We start from the raw sequence: 13,987 nt of genomic DNA on the forward strand, positions 1-13,987 counted from the left end.
GTAAATAACGGTCCGGACAGACGAAAAGTTTTCCCGTATTGATGGCGGGGCAAAATTTCTGAAAAAAAAACAGGTTCTGCGATTAATCCTGCCCGTGAGCCACTTCCCGGCCCGCAAAGGGAGGCCAGCCCATCGTTTTGCCGCCGATCAGATGCGCATGGATGTGTCCGACGCTTTGCAGGGCGTCTTCGCCATTGTTGAACACCAGCCGGTAGCCCGATTCGAGCACTCCGGTCTTCTCGGCCACGATGCGTGCGGCAAGCAGAATCTGCGCGGCGATCTCCGAATCGCCATCCTTCAGATCGCTGAGCGACCGGATGTGCTCCAGCGGAATGATGAGCACATGGATGGGCGCGACCGGGTTGATGTCGTGAAATGCGGCCACGTGGTCATTTTTGTAAACCAGATTGGCCGGAATGTGCCCGGTGGCAATCTTGCAGAAAATGCAGTCTGGATCGTAACGTGTCATGGTGTTGTCGATTTATGAATGCTGAACTATTGTTTCTGGATGATAGACAGGCTCATGCTGCCACCCGAACCGATAAGCACCACCGTGATCGCCCCTTTGATTCCGGTCACGCTTCCCCGGTCACCCTCCTTTTCCGGAACGATCATCGAGGTGGTTTCAAACCCTTTTGCCTTGAGCACCGCTTCGTAATCCAGAAGAGCATGTTCCGGCAACCGCTCGATGGCCATGTCCCAGCTGTTTCCTTCAGGTGTTTCGGTTCTGATGATCTTTCTGATTGTGCCGTATGGATATCTTGGCACATCGGCGGGCGCATCATCCGGCCAAGGCTTTACCGCATCGGTAATCTCGACCGAGCCTTTGCCAGATTCGATCGTGACGGCTGTGGCATTATCGGCAGCCGCGGAAACCGGCTTGGGCGCAGTGTTTTGCTGTTCAGGCGCCTTATGGTTGCAGGCCCCGAGGATACTTGCAAGGGAAATGAGGTACAGACCTTTGGCGGTTTTGCTGAATACCTGCCGGCTCATGATTTTTCCTGATAGGTGGATGATAATAGCTTCATGCAGCACATGTAATATAAAAAGAGCGCCGACTGCGGCAACTTCGTCCACCCGGGGTAGCATAAAGGCGGTGCGATTACTACATTGTCTTCGATAAACTTCGTTAACATTTGTTCTCCCCCTTCGCCATGCTCCAACAGGCAAAATCCGGAGAACGTATTCAAACAATGGAACCTGACGATGATCAAACGACGCATATGCCACATGTTTGGCGCAATGATCCCTCTTCTGCTCGCTACCCTGTTCATGGCTGCCTGCAACGGAAACACCCCGAAGCGGGTCACCGACATTGACGGCAATACCTATGGAACGGTGAACATTGGCGGACATGTCTGGATGGCGGAAAACCTGCGAGTGACCCGTTACCGGAATGGCGATCCCATCGCGGAGGTGAAGGAGGGCGCCTCGTGGACCGCACAGACAGCCGGAGCGCGATGCTCTTACGACAACAGCCCGGAAAACGGTAAAACATACGGCTTTCTCTACAACTGGTATGCCGTCAGCGATCCGAGAGGTCTCGCTCCCGAAGGCTGGCACGTGGCTACTGACAAGGAGTGGCAGGCGCTGGCCGATGCTCTCGGCGGTGAACAGGAGGCCGGTGCTGGCCTGAAAGCTCCTGGAAAATGGGGCAATTCATCCGGAGAAACCCAAAGCAGCGGGTTCAATGCCTTGCCCTCCGGCGCTCGCCGGGATGCCGACGGTGTTTTCCTCATGCTCGGCCAGTTTGCGCGCTTCTGGACCTCCACGCCGGCCAGTAACGGCAAAGCTCTCGCCCGAGCTTTAGGCTTCTACGACAACGCCCTGCGCGTCGGAGAAGTTGTCCCCAGGAACGGCTTTGCCGTGCGGTGTGTCAAGGATTGACGAGGCGCACATTTTGCCCATCAGATACCAAAACGGCAACTACTCGCTCTGTTCCATCAACGGTTCTTTTTCTGTCGTCTCCGCTTCAGCGGCGGTGGCGACGAGCACTTCGGCGATGCGGAGGGAGCGGCGGCACTCTTCGATGTCGGGGCGGCGGTCAGCGAATTTGACCAGATCGGCCTCGTCGAGCAGCTTGATCAACTCCTGGCGGATGCTGATCCTTCGGGCGGCAAGTTCATCTGCGATCTCCTGGGTAACCATTTCCAGCGCGCCGAACTGGTAGCGCTTTTGGAGAAATTCCCGCAGGATGTTGCTGAGTGATTCGTATCCAGCGGCGGGCTGCAAGCCCTTGGAGAGTTGACGGTGGATCGCGCGGAGTCTGTTGCGCGCGGCTCGCCCCGGGTCGGCGAGATGACGGCGCAAAGCGGTGATGAGCAACTTGACAAAGTATCCGGCAAGCCCCAGCGCCGCCAGCGAGAGCAGCACTGGCACAAGCAGCCACGTCGGAAACGGCGCGCTGACCGGCGGCGCGATAGGGCGCAGCTCCGTGACGGTTGAGTCGGTCATGCTCAGCACTGTCACCGATTCGGAGGGGGTGATGACGAGACGTTCCGGTTCCGCCGCCGAAGCGTGTTTCGAGACGACCGTAAACCCCGGCAGCGGCTTACGGCCCGAGCCGAAAACAGCGAGTTCGGTATCCATCCGGAATTCGGCGCGGCCATCCGGCAGGTTTTTCGAGAAAGATTTGGTGCCGGTGATCTCGAACGGCGTGCCCTGGCCGGCTTTGAGCGAGACCACGGAGATCGAGTCACGGTGGTCGTGCTGCACGGTAATGACGTAGCGCAGCCGTTCCCCGGCAAAGAGGCTGTCTGGCTCGGCGCTCACCCTCACGTCGGCGGGACGGAGCGTGGCACTCACGGAGGCTGGAGGTATCGCCGTGCCGAGGCCGGCGGCCATAAGCAACGCTGCAAGTTTCGATTTACACCTTGCGCTCACGGTGCCGGAAGAATGCGTTCAGGCCGCCGATGATCGACTTGCCGGTATCGAGAAAGACCGCATCGACCTTCATGCGGCTCAGTTGCCGCTGCACCGCCTCGCGCTTCGCCCGCTGCTCCTTGGCGTAGCGGGCCAGAAAAGCGCGGCTTCCTGCATCGATTGTCAGGCGCTCGCCTGTCTCCGGATCGACCAGATCGAGCAGCCCGGAATGGGGAAGCTCGTGGTCGAGCGGGTCGCCGATGTGGATGAGCACGAATTCGTGGCGAGCGTTGAGCAGCTTCATGCCCCGCTCGTACTCCGAACCGAGCAGGTCGGTGAGCAGGAAAATAATCGACTTGCGCTTCTGCGTGCGGCGCAGGAATGAGAGTGCCGCATCGATGTCGGTTTTCCGCCCGCATTGCCGCATCGAGAAGATTTCGTTCAGAATGACCAGCGCGTGGGCGCGGCCTTTGCGGGGAGGAATGTAGGTCTCGACCGTGTCGCTAAAAACGAGCAGCCCCACCATGTCGTTGTTCTGCACGGCGCTGAAGGCGAGAATTGCCGAGACTTCGGCGGCCAGCTCCTTTTTCAGCCGTCCGCTGCCGAAGAGCATTGAACCGGAGCCGTCGAGCACCAGCATCAGGATGCGCTCGCGCTCCTCGGTGAAGATCTTGACGTACAGGTCGTTTTTGTGCGCCGAGGTGTTCCAGTCGATGGTGCGCACGTCGTCGCCATACTGGTACTCTCGCACCTGGCTGAACTCGATGCCGCGCCCTTTGAACGAGGAGTGGTACTCACCGCTGAACAGCTCGTTGACCAGCCGCCGCGAACGGATTTCGAGCTTGCGCACCATTGCGGAAAGCTCGCCAGGATCGGGCGCTCCGTTCCTGCCATTCCCCGTGCGGGAGTCTTCAGGGCACCTGGACATGTTCGAGAATGTTTCTGATGAAGTCCTCGGCCTTCATGTTTTCGGCCTCAGCTTCGTAGCTCGGGCGAACGCGGTGGCGCAGCACGTCATAGACGATGCTCTTGACATCCTCCGGTGTGGCATAGGCGCGGCGCTGCAAAAAGGCGTGAGCTTTCGAGGCAAGCAGAAGGAAAATCGAGGCTCGCGGCGACGCTCCGTATTCGATCATCGTCGAGAGACCGTCGAGGCCGTAACGCTCGGGCGATCGGGTGGCCGTGACCAGATCGACGATGTAGCGCTGCACCCGCTGATCGACGTAGATGCGATCCACCAGGCTCCGCGACCGGAACACCTCCTCCGGCTGGACGACCGCTTGCACCTCGATGGGAGCCTGCACCGCTGACGCCCGTTGCATCACCTCCAGCTCCTCCTCGAAGGTCGGGTACTCAACAATCACCTTCATCATGAATCGATCGAGCTGCGCCTCCGGCAGCATGTAGGTTCCCTCGTGCTCGACGGGGTTTTGGGTGGCCAGCACCATGAACGGTTCGCCGAGCGGGTAGGTGACATCGCCAATCGTCACCTGCTTCTCCTGCATCGCTTCGAGCAAGGCGGACTGCACCTTGGCTGGCGATCGGTTGATCTCGTCGGCGAGAATCACGTTGGCGAACACCGGGCCCATGCGCGGGTAGAACTCCATCGTTTTCGGATTGTAGATCATGGTGCCGATCAGGTCGGCGGGCAGCATGTCGGGTGTGAACTGGATGCGGTGGAACGAGAGGTTCATCGCAGACGCAAAGGTTCGCACGATGAGGGTCTTAGCAAGACCCGGCACCCCCTCGAGCAGCAAATGGCCGTTGGCGAGCAGGGCGATGATCACCCTGTCGATGACCGCGCCCTGGCCGATGATGGTGGAGGCAAGCACCTCTCGCACCCGGTCGATAAAAGCCGACTCCTCGGCAATTTGCCGCCCAAGCAATTCAAGATCCGTTTCCTGTTTCATGGGTGAGAGATGAATATTCGCGTGCTTTCAGTGAACAATGTAGAGGTTATGGACGACGTGGACAACTATCAATGATCAGTTCTTCACTCCTGCCAGAAAACACCTTTTATGCCAAACGCCAGCAGCACGAGACCGATGACGAGTGATGGCCAGGAGATCATGTCACCGATGTAGAAGGCGCTGTTGAGCAGCCCTATGCCTGGCGCGAAAAGCAGCACGAGATCGGCTCCGATGAGAATCATGAACGCCTTCAAAAAGCTTATCCTGACGCGCGGTTTGCTATTGTTCTCCTCTTTCTTAGCTTTGGCCATTACGCATTTCCTCTCTTGAGCGATGAATATTTTAGGGATAGAAACCAGTTGCGACGAAACCTCGGCGGCTGTCCTCAGCGATGGATCGGTCCGGTCGAACATTGTCAGTTCTCAGCGATGCCATACCGATTTCGGCGGTGTGGTGCCGGAGCTGGCTTCACGGGAGCATGAGCGACTGATCGTCTCGATCGTGGATGCCGCCATAACCGAAGCAAATATAGCAAAAAATGACCTCGATGTCATAGCCGCTACCGCCGGGCCGGGGCTGATCGGCGCGGTGATGGTGGGGCTTTGCTTTGCCGAGGGCCTGGCCTGGGCGCTTGGCAAGCCCTTCGTGCCGGTCAACCATGTCGAGGCGCACATCTTTTCACCCTTCATCAGCGACGAACCTGGCCACCGCGAGCCGAAGGGCGACTTCGTTTCGCTGACCGTCTCCGGAGGCCACACATTGCTGTCGGTCGTGCGGCAGGATCTGGGCTACGAGGTAATCGGACGCACCATCGACGACGCGGCGGGCGAGGCGTTCGACAAGACCGGCAAGATGCTTGGCCTCGGTTATCCGGCGGGGCCGGTGATCGACCGGCTTGCCCGCGAGGGCGATTCGGATTTCCACCGTTTTCCCCGAGCCCTGACCGCAAGTTCGCAGACAAGCAAGAGTTACCGGGGCAACTTCGACTTCAGCTTCTCTGGCCTCAAAACCTCCGTGCGCACCTGGCTCGAAGCTCACGACTCGGAGTATGTCCAAAAGCATCAGGCTGACCTTGCAGCCTCAATCCAGTCAGCGATTGTTGAGGTGCTGGTCGAAAAGAGCGTCGCCGCCGCGCTCTTGCATAAAGTCAATGCCATTTCGGTGGCGGGCGGCGTGAGCGCCAACTCCGGCCTCCGCTCGGCGATGCAGGCGGCCTGCGACCGGCACGGCATCGAACTCTTCATTCCCGCGCTCGCCTACTCGACCGACAATGCAGCAATGATCGCCACCATGGCGCAGTTGATGATTGCGCGAGGCAAGTACCGGATCGAGGATAATTCCTATGGCGTAGCGCCTTTTGCCCGCTTCGAGGCAGCCAGAAAAGGGGCGCGTTGAAATAGTTTGGGAAATAAATTATCTTCGGATTCGAAAAAAAAGCGCCCTATCCGGCCCGAATGTTGCCGGAGAGCCCAGCTCCGAATACCAACCGCAAGCTACTGACCATGTCTGACACCATCCTTGCCCTGATGCTCTTCGCCCCGCCAGCCGGAGGCGCGACGCCGAATCCGTTCGTCCAGCTCGTACCGCTCGTCCTGATCTTTGTCGTCTTTTACTTCTTCATGATCCGCCCGCAGCAGAAAAAACAGAAAGAGCGCGAATCGCTGCTCAACGACATCAAGCGCGGCGACCGGGTTGTTACCATCGGCGGCATTCATGGGACCGTCGCCGGGATCGAAACCGAGAAAAAAACGGTTCTTGTGCAGGTTGCCGACAACGTCAAGATCAAGTTCGAACGTTCGGCGATTGCCAACATAGAAAAACAGGAAACCGGCGACAAGCTCGCCTCGAAGGAGTAAGAAGCATCGATGCAGGAAATACCCGCAATTCTGGTTCTTGAAAACGGCTCGGTCTATCGCGGCACCGCCTTTGGCCATGCTGGTGAAGCGACAGGCGAAGTGGTTTTCAACACCTCGCTGACCGGCTATCAGGAAATTCTGACCGATCCGTCCTACACCGGACAGATGGTGGTTATGACCTACCCGCTCATTGGCAACTATGGCATTACGCCGAACGATAACGAGTCGAAGAAAATCTGGGCTTCGGCGCTGATTGTGCGTGAAGCCTCCAACGTTTACAGCAACTACGAATCGACCCGCAGCCTCGACGCGACACTCAAAGAGGCTGGCGTGATGGGGCTTGCCGGCATCGATACCCGAAAGCTGGTGAGAGAGATTCGCCAGAAAGGCGCGATGCGGGCGGTGATTTCGACCTTGTGCGATGACGTCGCGGCGCTCAAGGCGCAGGCGGCGGCCATTCCCGAGATGACCGGCCTCGACCTGGTGCAGCGCGTCACCACCGGAGAGCGCTACACGGTGGACAATCCCGACGCCAAATATCACGTCGTCGCTTTCGACTATGGCATTAAGACCAACATCATCCGCCAGCTCAACGCCGAGGGGTGCAAGGTCACGGTGGTCAACGCCAAAACCACCGCTGACGAGGTGCTCGCCATGAATCCCGATGGCATCTTTCTCTCGAACGGCCCTGGCGATCCTTTTGCGGTCACTTACGCCATCGACACCATCCGGGAGCTGGCCGCACGGAACAGCACGTTGCCGATCTTCGGCATCTGCCTTGGTCACCAGTTGCTTTCGCTCGCGTTCGGAGCGAAGACCTACAAGCTCAAGTTTGGCCATCACGGCGCGAATCATCCGGTAAAGAACCTCTTGAGCAACACGATCGAGATCACCTCGCAGAACCACGGCTTTGCCGTCGAAATGGAGAGTCTGCCGGGTGAGCTGGAGCTGACTCACAAGAATCTCTACGACATGACCGTCGAGGGTATCCGCCACCGCGAGCTGCCCTGCTTCTCGGTGCAGTACCACCCCGAAGCCGCTCCCGGCCCGCACGACTCGCACTACCTCTTCAAAGAGTTCACCGAACTCATGGAGAGGTTGAAAAACTGACCCGCTCCGGTGCTGGGGTTCCGAAATGAGCGCCAGCGCCTCTTCCGGCAGCAAGAGCCGACAACACAGGGTTTTACATCAGCGGCGCGGTTGGCATCGGAATTCCCGGCTCTTTCAAGACCGGCTGCCGCCCGGTTGTATTTGCTATACTGGCCTGTACGACCGAAATCCTGGCCTCCCCCGACACGACGAATGGCTCAAACTTCGGCCTGAAATCGGGTCTCGCGCTTAACGGAGCCGTCGGTTACAATTTCGGGTCGGCGCGGCTTGAAGGCGCGGCCGGCTACCAGAAGAACGATTTCAAAGATGCGGATCAAGACCTTTCGCCCCTGACCGTCATGGCGAACGTCTATTACGATTTCGGCAAAGAGTCGAGTATCCGCCCCTACATTATGGGCGGCGCCGGCATGGCTCATGTCAATAGGTTGTGGACGGATGAAAACGAAGAGGTGTTCGCCTGGCAGGCTGGCGCAGGCGTTGGCGCCAAAGCCGCCAAAAACACGACACTTGATTGCGGGTACCGCTACCTGAAGCCAGACAATGTCGATACCTGCGGCCTGGGTGATGGCAAACTGGAGTGCCACACCATCATGCTTGGCCTCAGATACCAGTTCTGAATGCTCCTTCCCTTTGCCATGCCGGATGAACGTTACGATCGGGAACTATTTTTTTGATTTCGTGGTTGCCTTCTGTGTGTTACTTCTTGGTTGTTTTCTGTGTGTTACAAAACCTGTTGATAATATGTATGTTATTTTATATAATAGGTTAAGCCATGCGTTACCATGGCATGACTGTTTGGTCAGTCAGTTGCGCAAAGAGTTCTTTTGTTAACGTTAAACCTAAAAGGAACGATCATGAAACAGACATCAAAAATGGTAATGGTTGCTGTTGCGCTCTTGGCGGGCGTGAGCGGCACCGCTTGGGCGAACGGCACGGAAGTGCCTCCTCCGGCACCGTCAACCTACACTCCTCCTCCGCCTCCGCCGCCGGTTGAAACGCCAGCTCCGGCACCGGTTGTCAAGCAGAGTAATGCCGGTCCGTACATCAGCGGCGCCGTGGGACTCGGTTTGCCTGAAAAACTTGAAGTTCTGGGTGAGGGGGATGAAAAAGTCAAGATGGATAGCGGCATAGCGCTTGCCGGAGCTCTTGGCTACAACTTCAACCCCGTAAGGCTTGAGGCTGAGGTCGGTTATCACCGTCACGACATTAGCGATGACTATGAGATTGATGGCCATGTCTCACTGCTGACGGTGATGGCCAATGCCTACTACGACATCGATGCCGGTTCGGGCATCAAGCCGTACCTCATGGGCGGTGCTGGCTGGGGCCATACCAACGTGAGCGTTACAGACAAGAGTGACGATGTGTTTGTCTGGCAGGTCGGCGCAGGCGTTGGCGCTGAGGTTGCTCATAACACGACCCTTGATCTTGGGTATCGCTATGTGAAGCCGAATGATTTCCTTGTCGATAATGGAGGTCCTAAAGCCAAGTGGGCGATCCACAACATCATGCTTGGCCTCAGGTATCAGTTCTGATTTACGGCTGAAACATTAGCGCGAATCAAAACCGGAAGCCATGGCTTCCGGTTTTTTTATTGCCCCGCCCTCCGCTTCACGCCATCGCGTCCTGAACGAGCAGTATTCAGAGCGCCTTCAACCGCTTTACTGCTTGCCTGAAATGCTTATATTGTTCCCCTGTCTCAAATCGATCCTCGACCGCTGCATGAGTTGCGCCAGCGCCTGGTGGCGGCCGGTTTTCATCATCTAACAAAAGACGCCGCTCAGGCAATGCTTGGTTCATGAAAAAACGACTCTTCACCCCTGGACCGACGCCGGTACCGGAAAACGTCATGCTTCGCATGGCCGCGCCAATCATCCATCACCGGAATCCTGAATTTATGGAGATTCTGGAGCGGGTGCACGAAAACCTCAAGTATCTGTTTAGAACAACCCAGCCGGTGGTGGTTATGACCTGTTCGGGCACCGGCGGCATGGAGGCGGCCATTTCGAGCCTGTTTCGGCAGGGCGACAAGCTTATCACGATCAATGGCGGCAAGTTCGGCGAACGGTGGAGCGAGCTGGCGCGCATCTACACGGGCAACTGCGTCGAGGAGAAGATCGAGTGGGGCACGGCCATTTCACCAGAACGAATCGCCGAACTGCTCGACGAGCATCCGGACGCGATGGGCGTCTGCATCACCCATTCGGAGACCTCCACCGGCACCGCATCTGACGTCAGGGCGTTGTGCGCGGCTATCCGTGAACGCTCCGAGGCGCTGATCCTTGTTGATGGTATCACCGCCATCGGCGCGCACGAGTTCCACTTCGATGACTGGGGCGCGGATATCTGCATCACCGGCTCGCAGAAGGGGCTCATGATGCCGCCCGGCCTGGCGCTGGTGGCTGTCTCGGAGCGGGCGCAGGAGATCATCCACAACCGCAAGCATCAGCCGCAGTATTACCTGAGCCTGCGCAAGGCGCTCAAATCCCATGCAGGCAACGACACGCCTTTCACTCCGGCGGTTTCGCTTATCATCGGTCTCGACGAGGCGTTGCAGATGCTGCGCGCCGAGGGGATCGAAAATGTCTGGGCGCGCCACGAAGCGCTCGCGGGCGCATGCCGCCTCGGCTGCCAGGCGCTCGGCATGGAGCTGTTCAGTGAGTCGCCCTCGTACGCCGTTACAGCGGTCTGGCTGCCCGAAGGCGCGGACTGGAAGGAGTTCAACACCACCCTGAAGATCAAAAACGGCATCACGGTTGCCGCCGGGCAGGACGACTTCAAGGGCAGAATCTTCCGGATTTCGCACCTTGGTTATTACGATGAACTCGACATGCTGACCCTGATGGGCGGGCTTGAGCGGTCGCTCAAAATGATGGAGATTCCTTTCAGGGTTGGCGCTGGCGTCAGCGCCGTCCAGCGGGCGTTTCTCGGGGAGTAGGGGCCGGTTGTTTTGCAGAATGGCCGGGCGAGGTTGATTATATTGGAGAAAATGCCGCCATGAAACGAGCACTGTTGTTACTGATCGCGCTCTTTTCCTTCGATGCGGTCAGGTCAAACCTCGAACAGTACAACCTGTTCTGGAAGGCGAGCCGGCAAGCCCAGGCCGGTCACTACGCGCCGGCCATTCAGCAGTACCGGCAGTTGCTCGATCGCTATCCGGCGGGCCTGTTGCGATGCGAGGCATCCTTCAATCTCGCCTGTGCCGAGTACGCCATGAAGCACTACCGCCGTGCCGCCGAATTGTTCGCCGCGCTTCCGCCCGGTGACGCCACACTTAGCAAGACCGCTGGTTATAACCAGGGTAACGCCCTGGCGATGGAGGCGTTCCGAAGCCGCAAGGGCCCAGCCCAGGAGGCGCTGCTTGGCCGGGCGCTGGCATTCTACCGGCGCGCCCTGCTCGATAATCCGCAGAATGCAGACGCGCGAATCAACTACGAAATCGTGCTGCGTGCTATGCAGCATCGTCAGCCACCCTCGCCTGCGCCACAAGGCGGAGGTTCTCCGGATGGCAAAGGGCAGGATGGCGGCGGCGCGGTCTCGCAGCTGATCCTCGAAAATGCCCGCCAGGAGGAGGCGCGCCAGATGCGCAAATATTTCAAGCCGCTGCCGACCAAGCCTTCGGAGCAGAACCAACCCGACTGGTAAGCCAGATGGCGTGGAACAAGCAAGTCGCCCTGGTCTTTCTGCCCTCCGACAGCGGCGTCGATGGCGCACGCTCGCTCTACGGTGACACCGAGCCGCCCGGCCTGAGGCGATGGCTCGACAGTGGCGTCCGGAACCTCATCAAACGAACACAGTTCGCTATTCCGCCGCTTGCCCTGATGATCCTTGCCTCGATCGAGGTGCCCGGCGTCGAACAGACGCTCTGCGACCTCCGGTTCGAGGAGTTTCCCTTCGACCGGCAATGGGATCTGGTCGGCATCAGCGTGCAGACCGGCATGGCCTCGAAAGCTTTCGAACTGGCCGACCGCTTGCGGAGCCGGGGTGTCAAAGTCGTGCTCGGCGGCCCGCACGTCACCATGTTCCCCGACTCATGCCGCGCGCACGCGGATTGCCTCGTGCACGGCGAGGCGGACGACCTCTGGCGCGATGTGCTCGCAGATCTCGTCACCGATTCGCTCAAAGCCGAGTACCGCCCGGACGCCCCTCCGGACTTGCAGCTTCACCGCCCGGTGAGCCGCGCCTCGCTGAAAAAAAACCGCTACTTCACCACCAACCTCGTCCAGACCGGACGAGGCTGCCCCTACCAGTGCGACTTCTGCAACGTCCACGTGCTGAACGGCAGGGTGCTCCGGCAGCGCAAAATCGACCACATTGTCGATGAGGTGCGACGCTTCAGCGAGGAGGACAAGCGCATCTTCTTTTTTGTGGACGACTCCATCAACGGCGACCCGCTCTTCGCGCGGGAGCTGTTCAAACACCTGATTCCGCTCAACATCACCTGGTTTGGTCAGGCGACCACCGCGCTCGGCCAGCAGCCGGAGCTGCTCGACACCTTTGCCCGCTCCGGCTGCCGCGCGCTGCTCGTGGGCATCGAGAGCATCGAGCCGTCGAGCCGCATCGCCCACAAGAAGACGCAGAACCGTACCGACGAACTGGCGGGCAACATCCGGGCGATCCGAAAGAGCGGCATAAGTCTTTACGGAAGCTTCATCTACGGTCTCGACGGTGACACACTCCAGACGCCGCAAGCCATCCTCGACTTCATCGCCGACACCCGCCTCGACGTGCCTGGTATCAACACACTCCGCCCTATTCCCGGCACGAAGGTGTTCGACCGCCTGCGCGAGGAGGGACGGCTGCTCTTCGACCCGGAGGACATCACCTCGTTCCGCTACACCTTCGGCCAGGAGATGCTTTACCGCCCGAAAAACATTCCGCTGCCGGAGTTCATCGAAAGCTACTCCGAGTTGACGCGCAAGGTCTTCAATATCGGCAACGCCATCCGGCGCGGGCTGGAAGCGCCGGGCATCAACGCCGCCGTGCTTTTTTTCAACCTGTTTTACACCCATCTCTACCGCCTGTCGAGAAACGATCTCCGCAAGCAGCTCGAAACCCTCGGAAGCGCCTGAAAGTGTTTTGAGCGGAGACGAATTATGATTAAAATGAAGTTCGTCTTATTTTAGCGAGGATACTCCCAACGACAACACCGATAAATCAAGGAGAAAGCCATGAAACGTTTTTTGCCATTGCTCGCCACCGGCCTCATTGTTCTTGGTGGATGCGGCCTTGAAAAACCGCCAGCCAAACTTGCAGAAGAGATCGACAAGGCTGAAAAGGCCGATCAGCCCAAGACCGAAGCCGCGGCTCCTGCTGCCGCTCCTGCACCAGCGCCGGCAGCGACCCCGACTGATCCCGCGCTTGCGGAAGGCAAGACCATTTACGAAGGCGGCTGCAACGCATGCCACGACGCAGGTATGATGGGCGCTCCAAAACCGGGCGACAAGGCTGCCTGGGCTCCGCGCATCGCCAAGGGCGAGGAGTCCGTGATCAAAAACACGATCAACGGTCTGAACGGCATGCCCCCCAAAGGTGGCAACGCCGCCCTGACCGACGAGCAGCTCACCAACGCCGCGAAATACCTGATCAGCATCTCGAAATAAGCGAGCGCAGTTTTTTCAGGAGGCCGAGAAAAAGCTCGCCTCCTGAAAATTTTCATGAAGAAAAACGTAGGCCATCAAGACAGAAATTCTCTGTTTTCTGTTGGTGTGCCCTCTTCTGAAATCATTTGGAGGTCAGCGCTCAAAATGATAAACTTCGTATCGTTAAATCGTCATTCACTCATCGAACAGCAATGAAAACTCTCAACGGAGAAAATAGCTATGTCCCGTTTCGTTTCAGCCGCTCTTGTCGGCGCCGCCCTGCTCGTTTCTGGCAACGCTTTCGCTTATGATGCCGCTGCAGGTAAGGCTACCTATGATGCAAGCTGCGCAACCTGCCACAAGACTGGCATGATGGGCGCCCCGAAAGTTGGTGATAAAGCCGCATGGGCTCCCCGTATCGCTCAGGGCATGAACACCCTGGTCTCGAAATCGATCAAGGGCTACAAAGGCACCAAAGGCATGATGCCTGCCAAGGGTGGCAACGCAAAACTGACCGACGCACAGGTCGGCAACGCCGTTGCTTACATGGTTGGCCAGAGCAAATAAGTTCTCTTTGCATACCAGCGGAAAACGGGAGCCAGCCTCCCGTTTTTTGTTGCCCACCGATCCTCCGATTCACTCCCGCCGGTGATCCGATATTTTCTTA

General features: G+C 58.3%; 16 protein-coding genes and 1 pseudogene. 11 read left to right on the forward strand and 6 right to left on the reverse strand.

What is annotated here, in order from left to right; translation table 11 throughout:
- Nucleotides 1-82: 82 nt before the first annotated feature.
- Entirely contained in the window at nucleotides 83-469 is a 387-nt protein-coding gene (locus tag AYT24_RS00290) for a histidine triad nucleotide-binding protein (protein WP_010931752.1), read from the reverse strand.
- 26 nt (nucleotides 470-495) lie between these two features.
- The gene (locus AYT24_RS00295) at nucleotides 496-993 is read right to left on the reverse strand and encodes a hypothetical protein (RefSeq protein ID WP_164926794.1); all 498 of its coding nucleotides are present in this window, start codon (nucleotides 991-993) and stop codon (nucleotides 496-498) included.
- Between the two features lie 213 nt (nucleotides 994-1,206).
- Between AYT24_RS00295 and AYT24_RS00300 the strand changes: the two genes are divergently transcribed.
- Nucleotides 1,207-1,887, forward strand: a complete 681-nt coding sequence (locus AYT24_RS00300; RefSeq protein ID WP_010931754.1) for a fibrobacter succinogenes major paralogous domain-containing protein — start codon at nucleotides 1,207-1,209, stop codon at nucleotides 1,885-1,887.
- A 39-nt stretch (nucleotides 1,888-1,926) separates the two neighbouring features.
- Here AYT24_RS00300 and AYT24_RS00305 read toward each other — a convergent pair whose 3' ends face one another.
- From AYT24_RS00305 to AYT24_RS00320, 4 genes are all read right to left on the reverse strand, one after another.
- Entirely contained in the window at nucleotides 1,927-2,883 is a 957-nt protein-coding gene (locus AYT24_RS00305) for a hypothetical protein (RefSeq protein ID WP_010931755.1), read from the reverse strand.
- Nucleotides 2,867-3,790: a DUF58 domain-containing protein gene (locus AYT24_RS00310; protein ID WP_010931756.1), complete on the reverse strand. Its 924-nt coding sequence runs from the start codon at nucleotides 3,788-3,790 to the stop codon at nucleotides 2,867-2,869. The genes AYT24_RS00305 and AYT24_RS00310 overlap by 17 nt, the downstream gene beginning before the upstream one ends.
- Nucleotides 3,774-4,772, reverse strand: coding sequence for an AAA family ATPase (locus AYT24_RS00315; RefSeq protein WP_010931757.1), 999 nt, complete (start codon nucleotides 4,770-4,772; stop codon nucleotides 3,774-3,776). The genes AYT24_RS00310 and AYT24_RS00315 overlap by 17 nt, the downstream gene beginning before the upstream one ends.
- Before the next feature lie 83 nt (nucleotides 4,773-4,855).
- A complete protein-coding gene (locus tag AYT24_RS00320) occupies nucleotides 4,856-5,083 on the reverse strand; it encodes a hypothetical protein (protein WP_164926795.1) in 228 nt (75 codons plus the stop codon).
- Between the two features lie 22 nt (nucleotides 5,084-5,105).
- Here AYT24_RS00320 and tsaD point away from each other — a divergent pair, with 22 nt between their 5' ends.
- The 10 genes and pseudogenes from tsaD (at nucleotide 5,106) to AYT24_RS00370 (ending at nucleotide 13,887) form a co-directional block, all read left to right on the forward strand.
- Entirely contained in the window at nucleotides 5,106-6,167 is a 1,062-nt protein-coding gene (gene tsaD / locus AYT24_RS00325) for a tRNA (adenosine(37)-N6)-threonylcarbamoyltransferase complex transferase subunit TsaD (RefSeq protein ID WP_010931758.1), read from the forward strand.
- A gap of 107 nt (nucleotides 6,168-6,274) precedes the next feature.
- A complete protein-coding gene (gene yajC, locus AYT24_RS00330) occupies nucleotides 6,275-6,628 on the forward strand; it encodes a preprotein translocase subunit YajC (RefSeq protein WP_010931759.1) in 354 nt (117 codons plus the stop codon).
- 9 nt (nucleotides 6,629-6,637) lie between these two features.
- Nucleotides 6,638-7,738, forward strand: a complete 1,101-nt coding sequence (carA, locus tag AYT24_RS00335) for a glutamine-hydrolyzing carbamoyl-phosphate synthase small subunit (RefSeq protein WP_010931760.1) — start codon at nucleotides 6,638-6,640, stop codon at nucleotides 7,736-7,738.
- Between the two features lie 53 nt (nucleotides 7,739-7,791).
- Nucleotides 7,792-8,355: pseudogene (locus AYT24_RS00340) on the forward strand (outer membrane protein); the annotation flags it as partial.
- 237 nt (nucleotides 8,356-8,592) lie between these two features.
- Nucleotides 8,593-9,273 carry an outer membrane protein gene (locus tag AYT24_RS00345; protein WP_164926796.1) on the forward strand — a complete coding sequence of 227 codons (681 nt, stop codon included), beginning with the start codon at nucleotides 8,593-8,595 and terminating at the stop codon, nucleotides 9,271-9,273.
- A 263-nt stretch (nucleotides 9,274-9,536) separates the two neighbouring features.
- Nucleotides 9,537-10,676, forward strand: coding sequence for a pyridoxal-phosphate-dependent aminotransferase family protein (locus AYT24_RS00350; RefSeq protein ID WP_010931764.1), 1,140 nt, complete (start codon nucleotides 9,537-9,539; stop codon nucleotides 10,674-10,676).
- 59 nt (nucleotides 10,677-10,735) lie between these two features.
- On the forward strand, nucleotides 10,736-11,383 hold the full coding sequence (locus tag AYT24_RS00355) for a tetratricopeptide repeat protein (RefSeq protein WP_010931765.1): 648 nt from the start codon (nucleotides 10,736-10,738) through the stop codon (nucleotides 11,381-11,383).
- A gap of 5 nt (nucleotides 11,384-11,388) precedes the next feature.
- A complete protein-coding gene (locus AYT24_RS00360) occupies nucleotides 11,389-12,810 on the forward strand; it encodes a B12-binding domain-containing radical SAM protein (protein ID WP_010931766.1) in 1,422 nt (473 codons plus the stop codon).
- A 99-nt stretch (nucleotides 12,811-12,909) separates the two neighbouring features.
- On the forward strand, nucleotides 12,910-13,341 hold the full coding sequence (locus AYT24_RS00365; RefSeq protein WP_010931767.1) for a c-type cytochrome: 432 nt from the start codon (nucleotides 12,910-12,912) through the stop codon (nucleotides 13,339-13,341).
- Between the two features lie 219 nt (nucleotides 13,342-13,560).
- Entirely contained in the window at nucleotides 13,561-13,887 is a 327-nt protein-coding gene (locus AYT24_RS00370; protein ID WP_010931769.1) for a c-type cytochrome, read from the forward strand.
- Nucleotides 13,888-13,987: the final 100 nt, after the last annotated feature.

The sequence above is a fragment of the Chlorobaculum tepidum TLS genome, assembly GCF_000006985.1.
GTDB lineage: Bacteria > Bacteroidota > Chlorobiia > Chlorobiales > Chlorobiaceae > Chlorobaculum > Chlorobaculum tepidum.